This window comes from Thalassolituus sp. UBA675, from assembly GCF_002297765.1.
Classification (GTDB): Bacteria; Pseudomonadota; Gammaproteobacteria; order Pseudomonadales; family Oceanobacteraceae; genus Thalassolituus.
The window spans coordinates 133,781-155,783 of sequence record NZ_DBNJ01000001.1; the positions used below are offsets into that span (position 1 = coordinate 133,781).

A 22,003-nucleotide genomic window follows, 5' to 3' on the forward strand; every position below is an offset into this window, starting at 1 on the left:
AAGGCCAACCTCAAATCCTTGTCTATACTTGAAAAGTTATGTTCCCGGACGGTGGTATGTTCTTCGTCAGAATTTTCATTGCTGCGCTGGCCTATTTTGTCTTTGCTCGTCTGGGCACGGCACTGGCCATTCCTCCTGACTATGCCGCCGCTGTCTGGCCAGCCGCTGGCGTTGCCTTGGCCTCATTTCTCCTGTTCAGCCGAACCGTTGCATTCGCTGGGGTTTTGACAGGCGCTGTTCTTGCCAACCTGTACACCACCACGTCAGCGTTGAATGAGTTGTCGGTGACCACTCTTGTGTCTGGCGTGGCGATGGGAGCCGGTGCAACGTTGCAAGGGTTGTTCGGAGCATGGCTGTACCGTACCTATCTCCCCGGTCGCAGCCGCTGGGATGAGCTGTCTCACCTGATTCGCTTCTGTTTTGTCGTCGTCGCCTTAGGCAGTGTGGTCAGTACAACGATTGGTAATATCACCCTCTACGTTAACGAGTTTATTGTCACAGAACGCCTGGCGTTTAACTGGATCACCTGGTGGGCTGGCGACGCGATCGGAGCGCTACTGGTGACGCCTGTCATCATGGTGTTGGCAGCTCCTGAGAAGATCTACAGCCGTGATCGTAAAATTAAAGTGATGGTGCCCATACTGCTGATTCTTACTGCGGTTTTCGGACTCTTTTATAAGTCGGTCGGGTTTAACCGGGAGCGGATTGTCAGCGATCTTCAGGCCGCTGCTGATGAGTTATCACAGCTCGTTGACGCACGGCTGACGATTTCAGAAAACAAGCTGATTGCTTATGCCGCCTTATTCAGTGCAAGTGAATTCGTTACGCCTGAGGAATTTGCCCGGTTCTCCGAACGGGTGATGTCCCGTGACGATGCATTCTTTGGCGTCGGGTGGACAGAGGTCGTCGACAATAGCGGCCGCGCCCGCTGGGAAACTTTCTACCGTGAGCGTGGTTTCGACGGTTTTACCTTCACCGAGCTCGCTGAGGGCGGGCGCCTGATCGAAGCCAGTGATCAGGAAACCTACTATCCGGTCTTGTATATCTATCCATTTGAACGCAATCGCCGGGCCTTTGGACTTAACCTGGGAGCCAACGCTGAGCGAAAAACGGCGCTCGACAAAGCGGCGATAGAGCATGTTCCAGTGGCAACCGCACCAATTGTTCTCGCTCAGGAAACTGGAAAGAAGCGTGCGATCCTTCTGTACATGCCGGTATTTGATCTTGAAGACGATGAAGCACTTGTCGGCTATTCCAGCGGTGTACTCAAGGTCAGTGGCATACTTGGTGAAAGCGTTTTTCAATCTCGCCAGGCGGGTCTGTATTTTAATTTATACGATGTCACGGATGGCGAGCGGCTGACAATCTATGAAGCGTCGGAGCAGGCGCACTCCAACCTGCCAATGCATAGCTACGACGCTTACTTCGGTACACGTAAGTACCATCTGGAGATATTCCCTGCTGAGAATTACGTATACGGGCGCAATGACTGGACCAGCTATGTCATCCTGACCGGTGGGTTTGTGATTGCGACGCTGTTTCTGGTTTTTGTGCTGACTACCACTGGGCAGATTGAAACGGTCCGGCGACAGGTTGAGTTGCGAACGTCAGAACTGAGCGACGCCGTATCCCGGGCGAATGCGGCCAGTGACGCCAAATCTGCGTTTCTCGCCAACATGAGCCATGAGTTACGTACGCCCCTTAATGCGATCAATGGATTTCTCAAGTTGGTGCTCGATACGGCGTTAACTCCCGTACAGAAGAACTACCTGCAGAAAGCGGATCTTGCTTCTGTGACCTTGCTGGGACTGATTAATCAAACGCTGAATTACGCAAAAATAGAATCCGGCAACATGGAGCTAGAAAAATCCACTGTGCGCATGCGACGTATTGCGCGGAAGATGGAAGCTTTGTTTGGGCACATTGCCGATGAGAGTGCACTGGATTTCAGAATCAAGCTGGCTAATGACGTGCCTGAAGTACTGATAGGCGATGAATTGAGAATCGAGCAGATTACCCTCAACCTCCTTAGCAATGCATTCAAGTTTACCCGTGAGGGCCATATCGACCTGAATATCAGTTACGAGGCAGACGATGAGAAGCTTCAGATTCGTGTCACTGACAGCGGTGTCGGTATTCCCGCCGATAAAATGGAGCATATCTTTGCCGCGTTTGGACAAGCGGATGCTTCGATCAGCCGCCGTTACGGTGGCTCGGGCCTCGGCCTGAGTATATCCCGCCGAATCGCCATCATGATGAAAGGCGATATTCTGGTGCGAAGCACAGAAGGTCAGGGCAGTGAATTTCTGGCGTACTTGCATCTGCCCGTTGGCGATGCCGCTGCTGATGATGTGGGCGCTCCGGAAAGTTGTGGGCAACTTCAGGGTAAGTGCGCCCTGATTGTTGAGGACATCAAGGTAAACCAGATGATCGTACAGGAGTTTCTCAGTAAACACGGTATCAGCACCCTGGTCGCTGAGAACGGGCGAGAGGCCGTTGATCAGATGGCGGCCAGACCTGCGGTCGACTTTATACTGATGGATGTGCAGATGCCGGTCATGGATGGCTATGCAGCTACTCGCGAAATTCGCAAATTGATGCCTGAAATCCCAATTATTGGTATGACGGCCAATGCGATGGATGACGATAAGATGGCGTGTCTGGCTGCTGGAATGAATGACCATATCGCCAAACCTATTGATCCTGAGAGCCTGATCCGCTGTGTGCAGGATGTGGTTAACAGATGTGGCTAAACGGGCCATGCGTAGACTGAATTGACCTTGCTCACATTGTTCCGCTGCAGAAACGTATCGTTCTGCTAGACTGTCCCCGTTCTGTAATAATTCTCAGGGGAGCGGTATGACGCAGATCGATACCGGAGCACAGGTGCTCAGAAAAACAAAAAATGACCTGATTAAGCGGTACGCTGTCCGCAACAACGGTATTGCATTGAAGCAGACGCTGTCCACGCTCTTGCCAGTCTTCGCGTTGACCTATGCAGGTATTGCTGCACTCGAGGTCTCTCTGTTGCTGACCGCCGGCGTAGTCCTGCTCCTTACGCTTTTTCTGCTTCGTGCTTTTGTCATGCTCCACGACTGTGGACACAATTGCCTGTATGAGTCGCCACGTGCCAATAAAATCGCCGGTTTCATCTTTGGTGTTGTGTGCGGTGTTCCTCAGTACGTCTGGTCGCGACATCATGATTATCACCACTCGACCAATGGCAACTGGGAGAAATACCGTGGCCCGCTGACGGTGTTGTCGACTCAGGAATATGCTGAACTGACGCCGAAACAAAAGCGCAGCTATGCGCGTCAGCGTAAGTTGTTCATGGGGCCTCTGGCGGGCTTTCTTTTATTTCGTGTTTAACCCACGCTTCACTTGGCTGAAGGGAACGTTCGGGTTGATCGCGCATGTGCTTAAAGGCAATAAGGCCTCTGACTACAGCACGCGATACTGGGCTGACTGGAAAGAATTCCGCCACATGACCGGCAACAATATTGCGTTGCTGAGTATCTGGACCCTTGCGGCTATGGCATTTGGTGCGGCTGAGTTCGCACTGGTATTTATCGTAGCTCTTTCGTTGGCGGGCGCATCAGGGATTATACTGTTTACGGTTCAGCACAACTTTGAAAACTCATACGCGTCACCGACCGAAGGTTGGGACTACTATCAGGCGGCATTAGCAGGTACCAGCTACCTCAAACTGCCTCGAATCCTGCATTGGTTCACGGCAGATATTGGTTATCACCATATCCACCATCTGTCTGCGCGCATACCTAACTACCGTTTACGCGATTGCCATGAAGAGAACCGGGAGTTGTTTGAGAGTGTTACGCGGCTGACATTGAAAGATGTTCCACATTCGATGCGCTACATTATCTGGGATGAAAACAACGCAACCCTGATGACGCCTGAGCAGTTCGAAGCTCGCACAGTAACTGCCCAAGCTCCTGAAGCGGCTCAGGCTGCCTGATCTGTCAGCGAAGACGCTGAGTAAGAGTGGCTGCCAGTTCCTCTGACAGCTGCTCTGCTAATTTCTCAGATGCTTTATTCAAGGCATTCTGCTGAACGCCCGACACACCACGTGCTCTGTCTGAGAACGAACTTAAAACCTTACCGCTGCTGTCTCGAAGGTTCACCCGCGCGTTCGCAAATACGTAGTAATTGCCATTCTGCTGCTGGCTGTCGAGGTTGGCGCTGACTTCGAAGCTGAGGTCTGGGTTATCGCTTTCGCCTAGTCGAAGCCCCTGGCTCGTCAGTGTTTCAAATAAGCCGCCGCGCATAATGCGAGCGCCGTCATCTAACAGAACCAGCCGGACATCAAGCGCTTTCACGGCAGCAAGAATATCTCCCCGGTAGTCGCGCAGTGCCTGCGGGGCCTGTGGTCGGGTTCTGCTGGTGGCAACAAACGCATATTGCTCCGCCAGTTGATCATGTTGAGCAAAGAGAGCCAGTGCAGGTAACTGTTGCTGCAGGCGTTCGAGCTTGCCGGTGCCAGTGACCTGTGCTGCTTGCATCATCTCAAGCTCGGTCTCGAGTTCCTGTAGTTGTCCTTGAATACGACTCGCTGCCGCGCTTCGGTCCAGCTCAGCAAGAGCGTAGGCGTAGTTATCATCAACATACGTGTCGCGAATGACGACTTCATCCAGCGTGACTGTCGGGATGGTGCTGCTGACGGCTTGTGAGATGTTTTTCTGCAGGCGGGTTTCACCGTCAGACGTGTACTCGTTAATGCGGCTTGAGTTGGTTGCTGAGATAGTCACCTTCAGGCGACTGACCAGATCAGCGCGCGCAAAATCAGCTGCGCGCTTTAACGCCTGATCCGGGCTCCCATACACTTCCATCGAGCCGACACCGTATGCCTTCGTTTTATCCGACGGCTGCTGTGTCACCCAGCCAGGCAGGCTCTGAACCTGAGTGACATCGTCGGGGACCACGTCAGAGTCGTCCTTCTCATACAGCGAGCTACAGCCACTCAGGAGGCTGATGGCGAGGGTGAGAGGGATCAGTGAAGTCGTCAGGTATCTGGTCATCATTGGCAGTCCGAATAGGTCCTTGAAGCAGCAGTTCGATCGGGTTGGGTAGAGTGTACCCTGATACGAAGAGAGAATGTCATCTCTCTGACCGTTAAAAGCGGCGCAATATCCCACATCCGCAAAAAGCTAACATCAGTGACAATCAGTAACCGAGATTAGACATTACTTGACGGTGGTGACTTATTAAGCAATTGTTCGCAAAAATTTGTCTTGTGACGACAACCTGCTAATTGAAAGGGACACCCGATGGCTGACGAGGTGATTACACAGGAACTGGCCGTTCAGGAGAGCGTCTGTGTTGGAGCGGGATGCCGAAACCTTCGGTTTTGAAACCTTAAAGGTGAAAAGCGCGAGTCCACTGGTGTTATTTGACGACACAAGCTCCTCTGCTTCCTTTCCTGATAACGACTGGCAGATAGGTGTGTCAGATGACGTTGCCGGCGATCAGGCGAGTTTTTTATAGAAGATGCTACCGGTAATCGTCGTGTTTTTGAGGCCTCACCGGCCGGTGATATTGCACTGGGCAGCAACTCAGTTGTCGTCGAGGGCGCGGTCTCGGCGGATGAGCGGGGCGAGCTGATGTTCACGTGCTTCTCCGGCGATGCTCAGGCTGTGACTGCGGGATATCGCATCCTGTTCTGATTACGTTTCTGGTGGCTTTTGACCATGCATTAAAAAAGCCTCTCAGGTCACACCAGCGAGGCTTTTTTGGAAGCTAAGAAAATTCAGAAGAACTTAACGCTCTTGAAGCTTCTGGATTTTCTTCTGGCCATTCCAGACTTCGCGATTGCTTTCCATATTGATGAGCTTCATGTCTACCTGATAGAAAGTTACGCGCTTCTTACCGGCTTCATCGACGATGCTGTTGATTGAACCTGACAGGGCAAAGTCAGCCGCATCTTCCTGGCCCATCTCTTTCGCATTACGTGAGTTCAGCTCCTGATCACGACGCTCATCACGGACGGCATCACGTTCTTCACCAGCAACGACAAAGTCTGCTTTACCTGAGCGCAGCAGGGCACGCTTGATGTCATTAACGAAGGTATCAACGGCGATATGTTCGTGCGACTTGTTCGCGATGCGCTGGATAATAATGGTCGGGCGCTCATTGTTTTCCAGTTCGAAGTCAGACACCCAAGGGAACGAGAGCATGTCGTTGATCATTTCGGTCGCGACCAGCTCCGAATCTTTGTTATTCCACTGATCAGACAGAGCGATCTCTTCTGCTGGATCAACACGACTGACTTTGGTCGCGCAACCAGCGGTCAGAACAGCTGCGCCAACCATGGTCAGGGCAGCGAATCGGGCAATAGGGTTTAACATAATTTCATTCCTTCGTTGGCAGTCTTCGGGTCGGTTTATCTGTTTTTGGAGCGGAGTCCGTCGTCGGAGTTCCGCCCTGGGTATCCGGCTCAGGAGCAGTTTCATTCTTTTCAGGCAGTGCCTTACTGGTTGTATTAGCTCCCGTCGTGCGCACCGTCCAGAGTTGAATATCACCCGGTTTGAGGGATACCTGCTTCTGGATTTGCTGCCGCCTATTGTCGGTCAGGTGCGAGTCGAGGGTTAGTGTGTGGTCGCCGGGCTCAAGAAACAAGCGTCTGATCTGTATTTCACCGGGCAGCAGTAACCAGCTGCGGGTTTCTGCTGCGTCTGAAAGCTGAGCAGCAAGTTTGCCAGCGAAGGCCAGAAGACCAGTGGAGTCCTGTGAGCCAATGGCGGCTGCAGTGATGGCTTTCACTGCAGCGCGGGACAGGGCAGCACGGATCTCTGGCCCCGCATTTTTCATCTGTTCCTGAATCGCCATCAGCTGTGGGCTGGCGGCCGGGTCCAGAGACCAGGTCTGTTGATCAATGGTCAGCAGGCTTTGCCCGTAATCGACAGGGCGACCGTAATAAGGGACAGCTACCCTCAAAGAACTGCCGATAGCGTTGGTCAGGCCCATGCTTTCGGCGGTGTCGTACAGTGGGCCAAGGAATATGGTCTTGGTGAAAAAATCGACCCGGAAGTTACGGGTGGCGTTTAGATAGTCTGCCACCAGGCCGTAGAACATCTTGTCGGCATAGAGCAGGTAGAACCAGTTGATCTCTTCTTGCGAGTACTCAAAAAAGTACGGCTGTAGCTCAAGCGCCCGCAGGTTCGGGTTGATTGAAAGTTGTAGGTTCAGCTCTTTCTTTTCGGGCACGCGGCCCTTGTGCTCAACCACCAGTAACTGGCTTTTATCAGCAACGCTGTCGAGCAGGCTCAGTTGAGATTCAGAGAGTTTGCCGCCGGTGATCTGAGTTATTTCGTTGTCTGAAAACCCGGTTCTGCGCATCATTCGGGCAACATCCAGCCAGGCTTGCTGAGCCATGCCGTTGCCAAGTTGAAACTGCTCTGAGTAACCGGATTCGTAGCTTTCTGCGGCTTTCAGATAACTGATCCGGGCGTTGTCGTACTCGTCATTCATTTCGAAGCTGACGCCCGTCAGGTAGTGCGCTAGTGCGTCGTCCCGGTAGGTGAGATCGTCGGTGTCGACCAAGTTACCGACCAGCACAGAGAAGACGTCCATGACCTTTGAGAAGGTGCGTTCTTCTTTGTCTTTGTACTGGTTGTAAGAGCCTTCGTTATTGCGCAGGGCCTGCAGGCGAAGTAATAGACGACGGGATTCAATGCGCGCGCCTTCAACGGCATCGAGGCGAGCGTTACCGGATGGCAACTGCCCCGCGATCGCAAGATAGTTCAGGGCCTTGTAGTAGTAGATCATCATTTCTTCATGAGTGTTGCCCGCATAATCAGCGTTGCGCGGGTTACTCATCATGACGACCAGGCTGTCACGAAGTTGTTTCTTCTTCAGCGCCTCACTAATACGAGCCGCGTCTTCGAGCAGGCGATTACTCTCTGCGTAGTTGCCTTCAAGGTGACGAATAACGCCGAGCTCAAGGTTGTAGAGCAGGCGGTCTTTGCCATCCGCCGACAACGAGGATTGTATCTGTGTTGCTGCCTTGGCGTAGTCGCCTTCTTCAACCGCTGTCAGTGCCTGTTCGACACCGCTTCCATACGTTGCGCAGCCAGCCAGTTGGACCAGTACCAGGGCTGAAAGCAGGGTTAACAGTCGCCGGGCTATCAAAACAGTTCTCCTTCATCGACACTCAGGAGTGTAACCTACCCGTGCCAAGCTGCCACCCGTATTGGACGCATTTGTCCGGGACAGCACAGTATGGCTCTGTTACTTTATGGCCAGCAGATAAAAAAGAGATTATTTTCATGTCGAAGACAAAAGCCCCTGTTGTATTGATTGCCGGAACCTACTGTTATCCCGAAGTATGGGACGATATGAAGCAAGCATTCGAGGAGCGTGGTTACGAAGTTCATGCGCCGCCCCTGCGTCATCATGAATTGCCCCTGCTTGAAGGCGCTCTGGCGATGAAAGACAACAGTCTGCTGGATTATCGTGACGACTTTATTGAACTGATCAACGGCCTGAGCCAACCACCGATTATTGTCGGATGGTCAATGGGCGGCCTTATCGCGCAACTTGTTGCTCAGGAAGTGGAACACGCCGGTCTGATGTTGCTGGCACCTGCGCCCGCGGCCGGCATTTTTGCGGCTTACCCTTCTATGCTGCGTACTTTCCAACATCATTTCTCGCGCTGGGGCTTCTGGCGTAAGCCTTTGATGCCTGAATGGGAAAGCTTTTTCTGGAGCACCGGGCACTTACAGGGTGAGCAGTTAATGCGTGATACCTTTGTGCAGCTGAAAGCTGAATCCGGAAAGGCTTACTTCGAGATGGCCATGTGGTTCTTCGATAAGAAACGCGCCAGTAAAGTCTATCCAGAACGTATTACAACGCCGGTTCTGGTCATAGCAGGGAGTGATGATCGTATCGTTCGTACGCCTATTGGTAAGACGACAGCGCTGCGTTTCGAACACGGAAAGTTCGTCGAGCTTTTCAACCAGGACCATATGTTGGTTACCGGGACAGGTCTGCCACGAGTGATGCCGGAGTTTGATCGCTGGGCACAGGACAATAGCCTCTGACCTTTAACCGTGACTGGATTAAAAATAGTTAGAGAAATGAAGAAAACAATCAGAACAGGCGTGATCGCCGCAGGCCTTGCAGCGACCGTCGCGCCCTCTGTGCAGGCATTGCCTATGACACCGAGGGCGACGACATCGACCTTGTTCGTCTTGTGTTTCGTTACCCACTGGGACCTGTGGCGCTAGGTGCTCTCTGGGAGCATCGCGATGTACTCGCTGAGTCTGAGGCGACGACCGGTTGGCTGGCATCTGCTGAAGTCCCCATCAATACAGAGCTGGCTGTGCAACTGCAGTATGGCGCATCTGATAATGTGGCCGAGAGCAGTACGAGCGCGAGCCTGGGGGCAACCTACGACCTGGGTAACGATGTGGGTCTCTACGTCTTCGCGACAAAGAACTCGTCTGACGAGATCGACGATGAGTCTGAAGTTGGTGTTGGCATAAGCTACGTGTTCTGAACTATCAGCTCTCTTCTTCAGGGCTGTTCAGTTATACGGGTATAAAAACGGGCATTGCGGCTTCCTGCCGCAATGCCCGCTTTATATTGGGTGCTGTTGTTGTGTCTGTTGGTTGTGACAACAGTTTAAGGGGAAATATCCCGCAGGTGCATCAAGACTTTAGTAAAACGTCATGTGGCACCGGTTTTACTTACTGTCAGTATCTTCTAAGCCCATAATCCTCAGCGGCTTCACATCTTCATCCAACAACGCCTTTCCATCGACGGGTGTCACTCGTGTAGTCAATTCTGTTGCCAGACCTTCCGCCTGAGAGTTCTCCTGCGCTTGTTCTTTGCTGGTCTGGCTGTAGTCACAGCTGATGCACTCGCGGACTTCGTCGCCGTCGTCGTTGGTGTACATTACGGTGCGGTCCATTTCGGAGCACTTGGGGCAGACCGCACCTGCGATAAAGCGGCGCGGACGTTTGGGTGCCTGATATTCGTTTGATGCGTCGCTCACGCCACCTCCGGGATTTCAATACCTGAATGACGCAGCAGCGGTTCCACCGACGGCTTGCGGCCACGGAAGGCTTCAAACAGTTCAGCCGCTTCACGTGAACCGCCCTGAGAGAGGATTTCTTTCAGGAAGCTTTCTCCGGTATCGCGGTTGAATATGCCTTCTTCTTCAAAGCGTGAGTACGCATCCGCACTCAGTACCTCGGCCCATTTATAGCTGTAGTAACCGGCCGCATAGCCACCGGCAAAGATATGGCTGAAGCTGTGCTGGAAGCGGTTGAATTCAACCGTGGGTACGACGGTCACTTTTTCACGGACTTCATTCAGAATCTGCTCCGCCGTCACCGGGTTGCTGTCGCTGTACTCGCGATGCAGGCGGAAGTCGAACAGCGCAAATTCGAGCTGACGCATGGTCATCATGGCGCTCTGGAAGTTTTTCGCGTCGAGCAGCTTATCCAGCAGCTCCTGTGGCAGTGGTTCGCCGGTCTGATAATGACCAGACAGGAAGGCCAGCGCCTCCGGCTCATAACACCAGTTTTCCATAAACTGACTTGGCAGCTCGACCGCATCCCAAGCCACACCGTTGATGCCACTCACCGCGCTGACGTCGATCTCGGTCATCATGTGGTGAAGGCCGTGACCGAACTCGTGGAACAGGGTAGTCATTTCGTCGTGGGTCAGCAGGGCGGGCGTGTCACCGACCGCTGGGCTGAAGTTACAGACCAGATAGGCAACCGGCAGCTGCACGCCGTCTTTGGTGGAGCGACGCACGCGGCAGTCGTCCATCCAGGCGCCGCCACGCTTTTTCGAGCGGGCGTATAAATCGAGATAGAAGGCAGCAATCTGCTTACCGTCTTTGGTGACGTGGAAGAAACGCGCATCCGGGTGGTATGTATCGAACTCGTTCTGTTCTTCAAACTCAATGCCGTACAGGCGTGAGACGACTTCGAACATGCCTTTAATCACGGTGTTCACCGGCAGGTACGGGCGAATGTCTTCCTGAGAAATGCTGTAGCGAGCCTGACGCAGTTTTTCCGCCGCGAAGGTCACGTCCCAGGGTTTCAGGTCGGTCATGCCCAGTTCGTCGGCGGCGTAGGCTTTCAACTCTCCGAATTCACGCTCCGCCTGTGGCTTGGCTTTGGCGGCCAGATCATTGAGGAAGTCGATGACTTCTTGGCCAGATTCCGCCATCTTGGTCGCGACGGAATATTCAGCGTAGTTGTCGAAGCCAAGCAGTGTCGCCAGCTCATAGCGTAGCGCCATGATGTCTTTCATGTTCTGGCTGTTGTCGAACTCGCCGGCGTTCGGGCCAGTGTCCGAGGCACGCGTGACAAACGCGGTGTACAGCTCTTCGCGCAATTCGCGGTTGGTGCAGTAGCTCATGATCGGCATGTACGACGGGAAGTCGAGGGTAATCACGTAGCCGTCGAGTTCGCGCTGTTGAGCTTGCTGAGCGAGCAGGCCTAAACCTGATTCAGGTACGCCATCGAGCTCTGATGCATCGGTGATGTGTTTGGTCCACGCGGCGGTGGCGTCGAGGACGTTCTCGCTGAATTTGCTGGTCAGCTTTGATAGCTGCTGTTGGATCTCGGCGTAACGCGCTTTTTTATCCGCTGGCAGATCAATGCCGGATAGGCGGAAGTCACGCAGCGCGTTATTGATCGCCGTCTTCTGAGGCACGCTCAGATTGTCGAATTCCGGGCTGTTCTTCAGCGCGTCGTAGGCTTTGAACAGGTCTTCGTTCTGGCCAAACTCCGTCCAGTACTGGCTCAGCAGTGGCAGACAGGCGTTGTAGGCTTCACGCAGCTCATCACTGTTGAGTACGCCGTTGAGGTGGCCGACCGGCGACCAGGCTTTACTCAACTCGTCGTGCCACTCGTCCATGGGTTCGATTAACGACTCCCAGGTCGGTGTCGCTTCACCACTGGCGAACTTACCCAGCAGCTCGCTGATGCGGGTACGGTTGGTGTTCAGGTGCTCTTCAACCGCCGGCAGTACGTGCTCAGCATTGATGTCTGAAAAAGGAGGTAAGGCATGTGCCTGCAGAAGCGGGTTGGACATAAGTGGCGATATCCCAATGACTGATAGACTTTCGAAAGCAATGAAGTAAGTATTTGGGGCAAATGGCCGGAATTCAAGCAGAGCCGCAAGAGAAAGGAGACAGCATGAGCAGTTCACACCGAGACATCCGCTCTTATCAGGGCATCACTCCGATATTAGGCGAACGGGTATTTGTTGATCGCACCGCGGTTGTCATTGGTGATGTTCATCTGGGAGATGATTGCTCGGTCTGGCCCTTAGCTGTCATTCGTGGCGATATGCACCATATACGTATCGGTGCGCGCACGTCGGTTCAGGACGGGTCCGTATTGCACATCACTCATGCCTCCGACTACAACCCAGGCGGTTATCCGTTGATCATAGGAGACGATGTGACCATTGGCCATCAGGCAATGCTGCATGGTTGTACGATAGGGGACCGGGTGCTCGTTGGTATGAAGTCTATGATCATGGACGGTGCTGTTGTTGAGAACGAAGTCATCATTGGCGCTGGCGCTATGGTGCCCCCCGGAAAAACGCTGGAAAGTGGCTTTGTCTACATGGGTTCACCTGCAAAAAAGGCGAGGCCGATCACCGAAAAAGAGCGCAAGTACTTTACCTATACCGCCGAGAACTACGTCAAACTCAAGGACAAGCATATGGCGGAAGGTTTTGATTACTGAAGGTTATCAGTCACCTTTGTGAATCCAATAAAGTTCCCTTGCTCGCTCCGTTGATCAGCAAAAAAATCGAGCTTTATGATTAATATTGAGTCCTGAATTGACTTTGCGTCACCTGGTGGCGCGAATAGTCTTTCATGTTGTTGTTAATTTGCGTCACCCTTTGAGTCGTTTTATGCCAAATAAGATCAGCGGTCGTTATTTGGCCTGAACCTGTCTTTTATGTCATGGCAATACCCGTCAAACGCAATGAATCAGAAATGAAAATGGCGCATATTCTTATCTGCCGTGCGGAAGTATTCGGCGGTATTGGGTGCAAACTCTAAATAACAGATAAGGAAAATCTTATGAAACTCCCTCTTCTTAAGGGGCGTCCGCTTGCTCTCGCTGCGTCTGCTCTGCTCTCCATCGCTGTAAACCAGGCTTCTGCCTACGACCTGCAGACAGGAAATGCGCCAGTTGAATTGGTGATCTCAAAAGTCGCGCCTGCAATCTTCCAGGACATCTCAGCGACTGCGGGTGACGCAACCCTGGTTCTGCGTGTGACAGCACAGGTGACCAATGCCTGGTACGACGCGTCGGCGCCTTACCACCCAACGGCGGTAGGTGTGTATTCACGTATTCCTAATCGTCCTGCGTCTGAGAGCGTAGACAACGAGAACATCAATATTGCGACCCTGTATGCGTCTTATCAGCTGCTGAAAGTGCTGCTGCCACAGCGCACTGCAGAATGGCGTGGAATGCTGGTTGAAGCCGGTCTGGACCCTGATGACACCAGTACTGACCTGACTACCCCTGTCGGTATCGGTAACGTTGCCGGCGCAGCAGTTGCAGAAGGTCGTCTGAATGACGGCATGAACCAGGCTGGTTGGATCAATGAAGATGTGCACCCACAGCCTTATGCCGACTACACAGGTTATGAGCCAAAGAACACTGCGTATGATCTCAAGCGTCCTTCAAAGTGGCAGCCAGATGTTCAGCGTAAGGGTCTTGGCCTCTACAAAGTGCAGCAGTTCGTAACGCCTCAGTACGCGAACGTTGAGCCGTATTCTTACGATGATCCAGAGCGTTTCAGTGTGCCTTGGCCTGCGAACAGCTTTGCACCTTTCAAGCACCTGTATAAGCAACAGGCTGATGAAGTTCTGGTTGCGTCAGCGAACCTGACCGAAGAGCAGAAGCTGAAAGCGGAACTGTTTGATAACAAGATCTTCTCTCTCGGTTTCTCTGCTGTGTTCGCGGCTCAGTCTCGTGGCCTGTCTCTGCTTGAGTTCATCCAGCTGGACTTCCTGACCAACATGGCAGCGTTTGATGCCGGTATTTTCGTATGGCAGGAAAAAGCTGAGTACGACGGTGTTCGTCCGTTCTCTGCGATTCAGCACATCTACGGCGATCAGCCGGTTGAAGCCTGGGGCGGCCCGGGTGAAGGCACTGTGATGCTGCCAGCGAACCAATGGCGCGCTTACATGGAAGAAGCGGATCACCCTGAGTACCCATCAGCATCCTCTTGCTTCTGTGCAGCACACTCTCAGTCAGCGCGTGCTTTCCTGGGTGACGACATGCTCGGCTTCCCTGTTGAGTATCCGGCAGGTTCTTCCCGTATCGAGCCAGGCCTGACGCCAGCAGCGGATACCACTCTGGTATTCAATACCTGGAGTGAGTTCGAACAGGACTGTGGTCAGAGCCGCGTTTGGGCAGGTGTTCACTTCCAGGCAGCCGTTGATGAGTCTCTGGCACTGTGTGGTGACTTCGGTGACATGGCTTACGACTACATGCAGTCTCTGATCGATGGTACTGCGCCAGCGCGTGGTCCTAGCCAGCCGCTGCGTGATCCAGCGACATACAGCAACAAGAAGTGGTGGTAAGCCGCTGAGTTGTTAGTTGCTTATTGAGCAGTAGAAACGGGGCCATTGGCCCCGTTTTTTTTGGAGTGCGTAGAGGACAAGGTGCTGGGCTGGAAGCCGCACACTTCGTGCCAGTGGCTTGTCGCTGGGTAAAGTTTCTTGACATGTGTCTATAAAAAACAGATCTTACCGGCGTTTGTATAAATGCTGACCAGTACAGCAGTTTCAGCATTCACTATAAGAAAAAAAGACGTTTCCGGGGCAATCTCTGATGCATAACCAACGCAATGTTAATGCGGCGCTTGAATGGTCGATGGCGCTGCCTGCTTTTCTGATTTTAGTTTTCGTTATCCTGCTGAACACCAGCCATACCGTTCATGGCCAGCTTCTGCAATTGGGCGAGTCGGTATGGGAAGGGTATTTCCAGCTGCGCCAGGACCCGGTTGAGCCAACCTGCGACCCGCAGATGGACATTGATGCTGAGGTTCAGAAGCGCATAGAGGCTGCGCCACCGGCGGATGAATTTGATCTGTTTGCTGCTCCACCTCCCGGTCCAGAGGTGCTTCGTCAGTCTCTGACCGCTTCTAAGGCGAGTTGCCAGCTGAAACATCAGCATTATGCAGAGAATATGGATCAGATCACTGCAGGGGTTGAGGTATTCCGTTCAGTAGAGCTGGCGGTATCTAAGCTGGGGGATATTGGTCTTTCGGCAGAGCGTATCCTGCTTGCAGTACTGGTACTGATCTGCGGCGGTACGGCGCTGTTCCGTCGTCACCATATTGCTCTGAAGCCAATGGAAACCGTGATGGACTACCGTGTCGCGGCGGTAGCTCAGGGCATTGCGTTCGCCGTCCTGTTTGATTCGGTCTGGAATTTCAAAGATATCGTTTTCTCCGCGGGCGTCGACGTTTCTACAGAGCACGCCGTTCTGCACTGGATGTGGATAGCGGGTTTCGCGGCTCCGATATTTATCTCTATCTATCAGTTCTTCGTCATTCCTGATGACGCTAAGCCGGGCGGCAGCTTCCTCCGTGCTCAGTTATCTGTGCCCTTGTATGCGAGCATGGCGATTGGTACGGGCCTTTACTTTATTCTCAGTGGTCATCCGGCGGGCGTTGCTATCCATCTGAATCAGATGATGGAAATGTCACAACTGTTCCTGAATGTCGGTCTGTATGTGTGGATCGGTATGCTGCTGAAGCGGACCGATATGGCGCAGAAGGTGTTCAATATATTCCGGCCTTTCAATCTGGCGCCGGAGATCTTTTCGGTCGTGCTCGTCATTCTCGCTGCACTGCCTACGGCGTACACCGGTGGTTCGGGTATTTTCGTTATCGCTGTCGGTGGTCTGATTTATCTTGAGTTGCGTCGCGCAGGCACGCGTCGTCAGCTGGCGTTGGCGGCAACTGCGATGTCTGGCTCCCTGGGTGTGGTGCTGCGTCCATGCCTCTTGGTCGTTATCGTTGCGGCACTTAATAAAGAAGTAACCACAGATCAGCTGTTTGGCTGGGGGGTGAAAATCTTCTTGCTGACGACCACGCTGTTTGCCCTCTACGCTTTGCTTACCCGCAAGGGCGAGTCGAATAAAGCGAATTTCAGCAATGATGCCTGGTCGCAGTTCTTCACATCGCTGCGTCCGCTGATTCCGTACGTCATCATTATTGCCCTTGTTCTGGGCATCTATGCAGTGCTGCTGGATGCGTATCTCGACGAATTTTCTGCACCTATTATTCTTCCTGTGCTGTTGCTGGCCATTATTGCTTATGAGCGTATTGCGCAGGAAAAAGGCCTTCTTAAACGTGAGAATCTGAACGCAGACTACGTTGAGTCACGTTTGGCGAACTCGTTCGCGGACCTGAAACACGGCCGCGACAGCATGGAGAAAACCCTGCGCGAGTCGACCACGGAAGCAATCGTTCATATCGGTGCGCTGCTGATGCTGATGGGCATGTCGATGAGTCTTGGCGGCGTTGTCGAACGCGCTGAACTCATGTCGTATATTCCGGTGGACTTCAACTCAGTATGGCTGGCGATGGCAGTGCTCGTATCGATACTGGTGGTGATCGGCATGATCATGGACCCATACGGCGCAGTCGTGCTTGTGAGCGTATCCATCGCAGGTATCGCTTATCAGGCGGGCATTGATCCGGTGCACTTCTGGATGGTGACGCTGGTGGCCTTCGAGCTTGGCTATCTGAGCCCACCTGTTGCGCTTAACCACCTGTTAACACGTCAGGTGGTCGGTGAAGAAGAAGTCCGGTTGTCGAAAGAAGAAGTGATCGGCGAAAACTTCTGGTACCGCCATGAGAAGATCCTGTTGCCGCTGGTGACGATGGCGACAGCTCTGATGATTGTTGCCTTTATACCATTGGCGATTGGGTATTCCTGAGAGTATCAGTTCTCAACTTCGGATGAGTGATTGTTGAGGAATCTGACACAAAAAACGGGGCCATTGGCCCCGTTTTTTGTTGCTTTGTTTTCGTTATGCGCGAACGGTACTCAGCGCATCAGCTTAGGTGCATTCGCCTCCAGCGAACTGGTGCGCATCCGCTCAGTGGCAATGCTGTAGTCGATATCATTGATATCGACGGTACCCATTACTTCGTCGTAATCCATATCGATGAAGGCCGTTGTTTCCAGCATAAGTGTGTACTCACTTTCTGGCAGCACAGTATCTGTCATACCAGGAGGCAAGGACGGCAGGGTGACCGTTGATTCACCTGCGGGCAAGTGAACTGCCCAGGCAGTCTGGTTGCCACCACTATTCGAAGTCGTCCCCAGTTTCAGCGTCGTCAGATCACTGTAACCATCGATGCGGTCCCGGACAGGTGTCCAACTGATGGTTGGGTTCGCGCTGCTGTCGTCCTGACCTTCGATCAATGGGCGATAGGCAATACCGGTCACTACTGAGTGCTCGACAATATCGCCGCTGCGGTCCAGCAGGCTGCGAGGCTGCCAGTACTCCCAGGTTTCGGTGTAGGCCATGCTCACCAGAGTGGCATCCGGCAGGTCGATATCGATACCCGGCAATTTCGCAGGGTAGTTCTGAGTCGCATAGTCGTACTCGAAACCAAGAGAGAGGAAGCCACCAAGCGTGATGCTGGAGTAGTAAGTGCCTGCGACTGGCACTGCGAAAGCCCCTTGCAGAGCCACCGGAACCAGATCCGTGGCAGTAAACGAAATGGACAGCTGCTCACGTTCACTGACGATCGGATTTTCTCCAGCAGGAATGGTCGTGAAGGTCTGGCTGCCCAGATCTTCTGCACCGGTAATGACACCACTCTCGACTTTGAAGGCCCAGAGATTTCCTGTGACTTCAGTGCCAACCGGAACGTCGAAGTAGAGGTCTTGGTAGTAATAGTTGGCTGCGTAGGATGTCAGGAGAAAGCGATCAGCTTCGTTCACTGGCTGATGGTTATCGTCAAGCAGCGCCAGTACATAGCTGTCGCCGGTGTCGTTATAAAAGGGCACATAGGAGCGATCTGCCGCCACGCCAAGCTGGTCAAGCTCAGAGTACAGGGTGATATCCTGCCCCGGAACAACGCAGTAGAAGCTCTCGTAGCCGTAGCCGTCATTGAATACGTGCACATTCTGAGTGCCCGACAGCCCCGTGAATGAAGCGATGCCAGACGCATCCGTTGTGACCGTGGCATCGTTGTCGTTCAGCATTACGATAGCCCCTGCGATTGCTGCGCCGTTGGCGTCGCGCACCATCACGGAGATGTCTCCGCTTCCAGCCACGAGGTCCGCACATGCATTTGGAGTAAACCCTGCATTCATTGCCAGCGTATCAGTGCCATAATCCAGAAGATAAATGGCATTTACGGTGTAGCGGTCATCGTCGGTGTCCCACAGGCCATCGCTGCCCTGATACTCGCTGGCTGACATGACCAGTTCACCTTCTGCGTTGTACTCACTTAGTGAATAGTAAGTGAAGTCATCATCGGTCTTCCAGATACCGTCTGGCCCTGCGCTGTAGGCACCGCTTTCACGCACGATCAGGCCGTCCGAATTGCGCTCGGTGTAGGACACATTGCTGATGTCTCCGGCGGCACTGAACCAGGTGGTGTACAGCGGATTGCCATAGGCGTCTTCGTCGATCTCGCGATAGCCAGCAAGGACGAACGCGCCGGAATCATTGAGCACAAATTCCTCAATGCGGTAAGACGTTGATGACAGTTCGGTGTACTCAATATAGAACAGCAGGGTGTTATTGATGTCGTAGCGCTCGCTTACGATCAGGCGACTACCATCATAGGTCTCGATGATGTAACCACTGCGTACGTCATCGTCGGTAAACCATATAGCATCCGGCCCCGGTTGATTGTACTGGTCGTAGCCTGTGTCTGTGGCGATAGAGTATGGCCAAGCCAGAGTGTCGTCTTCCGTCAGAGGAATATCATCGTTACCGAACGCGGTTGTGCCGACGTCGAGACTGTTGGAGAAATCCGCAGAATACACTTTGTAGCGATAGATCTGACTGTCGCTGAATGCCGGGGCGTTCGGATCGCGCGCGGGGTCATAGTAAAACTGCTTAAGCACACGCCCCTCGGTATCGCGTTCGTACTTCAAGTAGTTGTACGAGGCTGTCGGTAGGTCGTCCGAGGTAAACCAGAGGCCGTCCGCGCCTTTGCTGCTGAAATCCGCACGCTCAAGCTCGTTGTTGGCGTCGTCATACATCCGGTAGCTGTAACCGTAGATATTGTCGTCGCCGCTCAGCCATTTTCCGTCCGGGCCAATACCGTTCACTGGTGCGGTAATCCTGACGGTGCCGGTATCGGTTTCCTTGGTCAGTGACAGGGTGCCGCTGGCAAAGTCATCCGCAGTGAACCATTCGCCATCGAAGCCCGGGCCTCTGTGATTGGCAATAATCAGTAGATCGCCGTCTTCGTTATAGCCGTAGTAACTGTAACCGTTGGCGTAGTCGTCGGCAGTGAACCAGGTGGCATCACTACCGGCTAGGGTATAGTTTGCTGCATACAGCGGCTGGTAGTTATCGCCCAGTAACTGCTGGACGTGAGTGTCGACGACGTCGTCATCGGTAAACCAGATGCCATCCTCGCCCTCATCGTCGTATACGGCGGTGACGGTCTGAGGAATGCTAAGGTCAGTGGTGACGGTGACATAGCTGTCCACTACGTCATCACTGGTGAACCATATTTCATCCGCACCGCTGCCTTTGTAGTTGACGACCTGGCCGCGATTGCCTTCCCCATCGATAACGATTACCTGGTAAACAAGAATACATCCCGGAGAGTCATCTTCGGTAAAGGCAACGCCATCCTGGCCTGGGTCCAGACACGGTAGGCTCAGAATCGCGCCTTCGCTGGCGCCTTCAAATTCAAGAGGGCTTTCCTGCGAAATGACCACCGCGCCACCATTGCTGCTTGCTGCGATATCGTCTTCGGTATACCACACGCCATCCTGTCCGGGATGATCAAAGCCATACGACACGCCCAGGTATCCAAAAGGCGAAATGGTATAGCTCATGATGAAGTCATCGCTGGTGTCGGCGACGGCATCGGCGCCCATGCTTACAGTGGTGACTCTCAACCAGTCATGGGTCGCCGTTGTTTCTGTAATTTGGTAACTATTGCCAGTCGTAATATTGTCTACCGAGCGGGTTAGCTCGTCAGGAATCGGTGCAAATATCGCGTCATGTTGTTGTGCCGCCAGCTGAGCATACAAGCTGGCAATATTGCTTGATGGATCAATCGGCGATGCCTGTGGAGCAATGGGCGTGAAGCCTGCGGGCAGTTCAGGGTCGAGATTCAGGCCAGAAAAATCGTAGAGTGCCTCGCCTGGAGTCGGTGGTGGCGTCACTACTTCGTCTTCGCAGGTGATGGCGACGTTGCTGACATTGCCGGTTAATGTGCCACTGCCGTTGCTTATGGTGCAGGTCTGGCCCGATGGCGCCGAGTTGATGCTGAGTGTCCAGGCGCTGCCACTGGCCATGGCATCAGTGAAGGTCACTGCACCGTTAGTCGCACCGCCATCGTTGAAGAATACACCGTCTTTGTACAGTTCCCAGATCATGCTGCCAGAAGCGCCTGAGACCGTGCCGCTGATGCTGTACGTGGTGGGGCCGACAACGATGTCCGAACAGGTGATAGAGACAGTCGTCACATTGGCGGTCAGGGAGCCGTTGCCATTGTTGATCGCACAGGTCTGACCGGAAGGCGCGGATTCAATCACCACGGACCAGTCACTGCCGGCGTCCATTGCAGAGGTAAAGGACACATCGCCATTGCCACTACCGCCATCATTGAAAAATACGCCGTCTTTGCGCAGTTCCCAGATCACGCTGCCAGAAGCACCTGAGACCGTGCCGCTGATGCTGTACGTGGTGGGAGCAACCACTTCATCGCTACAGGTGATGGAGACGTTGGTGACGTCGGCCGTCAGAGCGCCGCTGCCATTGGTCACAGAACAGGTCTGGCCAGACGGAGCTGTATTAATGACCACACTCCAGTTGCTGTCTTCAGCAATGCCAGCAAGAGGTGAGAAGGTCACAGCGCCGTTCGTGTTTCCGCCGTCCTGAACAATACTGCCAGCGACGAGAGTTTCCCAGATCACGGTGCCGGTCGCCCCTGAAATGGTGCCTGCAATACTGAACATCTCAGGCGGCGGTGGTGCAGGGAGATTCGCTAGATTGCCGTCTTTCACCAGGGTGACCAGAGCGTCGTAATCGGCAATGGCCGGATCGTTGTCGATGGCGTCACCGATGTCATCAAGCAGGCCATCCCAGCCCGAGCCGTCGGCTGCAAACGGCGTGGTCAGGGGGTTGCCTGTTGCTGGGATAGTGAATCCTTTGTCAGCAAACGAATTCAGCAGATCAGTGGACGCTGTTGAGGTATCCACCGCGGTTCCGTTGAAGTTCGCAAACCAGTCGGCGGGGCTCTGGCCGGTCGCTTTGGCCATAATCAGGTCGGTAAGCGGTGTGATATTCACCGTGCCTGCGGCCGTCGCATAACTGTGTAAGGTCACAGGCGGGTTGCCACCTGTAACCTGCAGAGCACAGGGCATCGCACCATCGGCGACTTCGCCTGACCAGTTACCGTTAGCGTCGGTGGTCACACTTTCAGTAAAGCTGCTGCCGTCAGAGCAGACCGCTGTCACAGTTCCGTCAGTAATGGCTGCGCCAATCGCTGCGGTACCCGATACCGTTTGTGTCGTAACCGGAGCCTCTGGCGTAGTGGGGTTACCGGGTGTGGGTTGAGCATCGGAGGAGCTCGACCCGGACGAGCTGCCGCAGCCGCTCAGCAACAATGAACCCGCAAATATCCCTGCGAGCGCAATGCGTTCCATCTTAATACGTTCCATAAACGTGGCCTCAGAAAAGGGGGTTTTATCAGCCCGAAACGTTAACTCTGAGGAGGGGAGGCAGGGCACCCATGTTCAGGGGGGTCCTAAAGTGTGGCTACCCTAATGAAA

16 protein-coding genes are annotated in these 22,003 nt (G+C 53.6%); 10 read left to right on the plus strand and 6 right to left on the minus strand.

All coding sequences use genetic code 11. The annotated features are described in order from the left end of the window. Positions 1-56 precede the first annotated feature (56 nt). The 3 genes from B3007_RS00610 to B3007_RS00620 all read left to right on the plus strand — a co-directional run bounded on the left by B3007_RS00610 (position 57) and on the right by B3007_RS00620 (position 3,976). Entirely contained in the window at positions 57-2,753 is a 2,697-nt protein-coding gene (locus B3007_RS00610; RefSeq protein WP_301377854.1) for a CHASE domain-containing protein, read from the plus strand. 106 nt (positions 2,754-2,859) lie between these two features. Beyond that, positions 2,860-3,369 carry a fatty acid desaturase gene (locus B3007_RS00615; RefSeq protein ID WP_068436654.1) on the plus strand — a complete coding sequence of 170 codons (510 nt, stop codon included), beginning with the start codon at positions 2,860-2,862 and terminating at the stop codon, positions 3,367-3,369. After that, a complete protein-coding gene (locus tag B3007_RS00620; protein ID WP_297533304.1) occupies positions 3,308-3,976 on the plus strand; it encodes a fatty acid desaturase in 669 nt (222 codons plus the stop codon). The genes B3007_RS00615 and B3007_RS00620 overlap by 62 nt, the downstream gene beginning before the upstream one ends. A gap of 4 nt (positions 3,977-3,980) precedes the next feature. Here B3007_RS00620 and B3007_RS00625 read toward each other — a convergent pair whose 3' ends face one another. Next, complete coding sequence (locus B3007_RS00625) at positions 3,981-5,039, minus strand: LPP20 family lipoprotein (protein WP_301377855.1); 1,059 nt, start codon at positions 5,037-5,039, stop codon at positions 3,981-3,983. A gap of 295 nt (positions 5,040-5,334) precedes the next feature. Between B3007_RS00625 and B3007_RS00630 the strand changes: the two genes are divergently transcribed. Next, positions 5,335-5,502 carry a hypothetical protein gene (locus B3007_RS00630; protein ID WP_301377856.1) on the plus strand — a complete coding sequence of 56 codons (168 nt, stop codon included), beginning with the start codon at positions 5,335-5,337 and terminating at the stop codon, positions 5,500-5,502. A 272-nt stretch (positions 5,503-5,774) separates the two neighbouring features. Here the strand turns inward: B3007_RS00630 and B3007_RS00635 are convergent, their stop codons facing one another. Beyond that, the gene (locus B3007_RS00635) at positions 5,775-6,362 is read right to left on the minus strand and encodes a penicillin-binding protein activator LpoB (RefSeq protein ID WP_068435438.1); all 588 of its coding nucleotides are present in this window, start codon (positions 6,360-6,362) and stop codon (positions 5,775-5,777) included. 4 nt (positions 6,363-6,366) lie between these two features. After that, positions 6,367-8,145 carry a hypothetical protein gene (locus B3007_RS00640; protein ID WP_297533307.1) on the minus strand — a complete coding sequence of 593 codons (1,779 nt, stop codon included), beginning with the start codon at positions 8,143-8,145 and terminating at the stop codon, positions 6,367-6,369. Positions 8,146-8,282: 137 nt separating this feature from the next. Here B3007_RS00640 and B3007_RS00645 point away from each other — a divergent pair, with 137 nt between their 5' ends. Genes B3007_RS00645 through B3007_RS00655 form a run of 3 tightly spaced genes read left to right on the plus strand, consistent with a single transcriptional unit; the run spans position 8,283 to position 9,514 of the window. Next, the gene (locus B3007_RS00645; protein WP_297533308.1) at positions 8,283-9,056 is read left to right on the plus strand and encodes an alpha/beta hydrolase; all 774 of its coding nucleotides are present in this window, start codon (positions 8,283-8,285) and stop codon (positions 9,054-9,056) included. Positions 9,057-9,092: 36 nt separating this feature from the next. After that, the gene (locus B3007_RS00650) at positions 9,093-9,242 is read left to right on the plus strand and encodes a hypothetical protein (RefSeq protein ID WP_245820050.1); all 150 of its coding nucleotides are present in this window, start codon (positions 9,093-9,095) and stop codon (positions 9,240-9,242) included. Beyond that, on the plus strand, positions 9,209-9,514 hold the full coding sequence (locus B3007_RS00655; protein WP_301392186.1) for a porin: 306 nt from the start codon (positions 9,209-9,211) through the stop codon (positions 9,512-9,514). Before B3007_RS00650 ends, B3007_RS00655 begins: the two co-directional genes overlap by 34 nt. 186 nt (positions 9,515-9,700) lie before the next feature. On the opposite strand, the gene B3007_RS00660 is transcribed toward B3007_RS00655, so the two are convergent. Both B3007_RS00660 and prlC read right to left on the minus strand, forming a co-directional pair. Next, the gene (locus B3007_RS00660; RefSeq protein WP_301377857.1) at positions 9,701-10,012 is read right to left on the minus strand and encodes a YheV family putative zinc ribbon protein; all 312 of its coding nucleotides are present in this window, start codon (positions 10,010-10,012) and stop codon (positions 9,701-9,703) included. Continuing rightward, positions 10,009-12,069, minus strand: coding sequence for an oligopeptidase A (gene prlC / locus B3007_RS00665; RefSeq protein WP_297533313.1), 2,061 nt, complete (start codon positions 12,067-12,069; stop codon positions 10,009-10,011). The genes B3007_RS00660 and prlC overlap by 4 nt, the downstream gene beginning before the upstream one ends. Positions 12,070-12,173: 104 nt before the next feature. Between prlC and B3007_RS00670 the strand changes: the two genes are divergently transcribed. The 3 genes from B3007_RS00670 to B3007_RS00680 all read left to right on the plus strand — a co-directional run bounded on the left by B3007_RS00670 (position 12,174) and on the right by B3007_RS00680 (position 16,958). Then, a complete protein-coding gene (locus B3007_RS00670; protein ID WP_297533314.1) occupies positions 12,174-12,731 on the plus strand; it encodes a gamma carbonic anhydrase family protein in 558 nt (185 codons plus the stop codon). Positions 12,732-13,075: 344 nt separating this feature from the next. After that, positions 13,076-14,590, plus strand: coding sequence for a vanadium-dependent haloperoxidase (locus B3007_RS00675; RefSeq protein ID WP_297533315.1), 1,515 nt, complete (start codon positions 13,076-13,078; stop codon positions 14,588-14,590). A 250-nt stretch (positions 14,591-14,840) separates the two neighbouring features. Continuing rightward, positions 14,841-16,958, plus strand: coding sequence for a TRAP transporter large permease subunit (locus B3007_RS00680; RefSeq protein WP_297533316.1), 2,118 nt, complete (start codon positions 14,841-14,843; stop codon positions 16,956-16,958). 110 nt (positions 16,959-17,068) lie between these two features. On the opposite strand, the gene B3007_RS00685 is transcribed toward B3007_RS00680, so the two are convergent. After that, entirely contained in the window at positions 17,069-21,892 is a 4,824-nt protein-coding gene (locus B3007_RS00685) for a hypothetical protein (protein WP_301377858.1), read from the minus strand. Positions 21,893-22,003 lie beyond the last annotated feature (111 nt).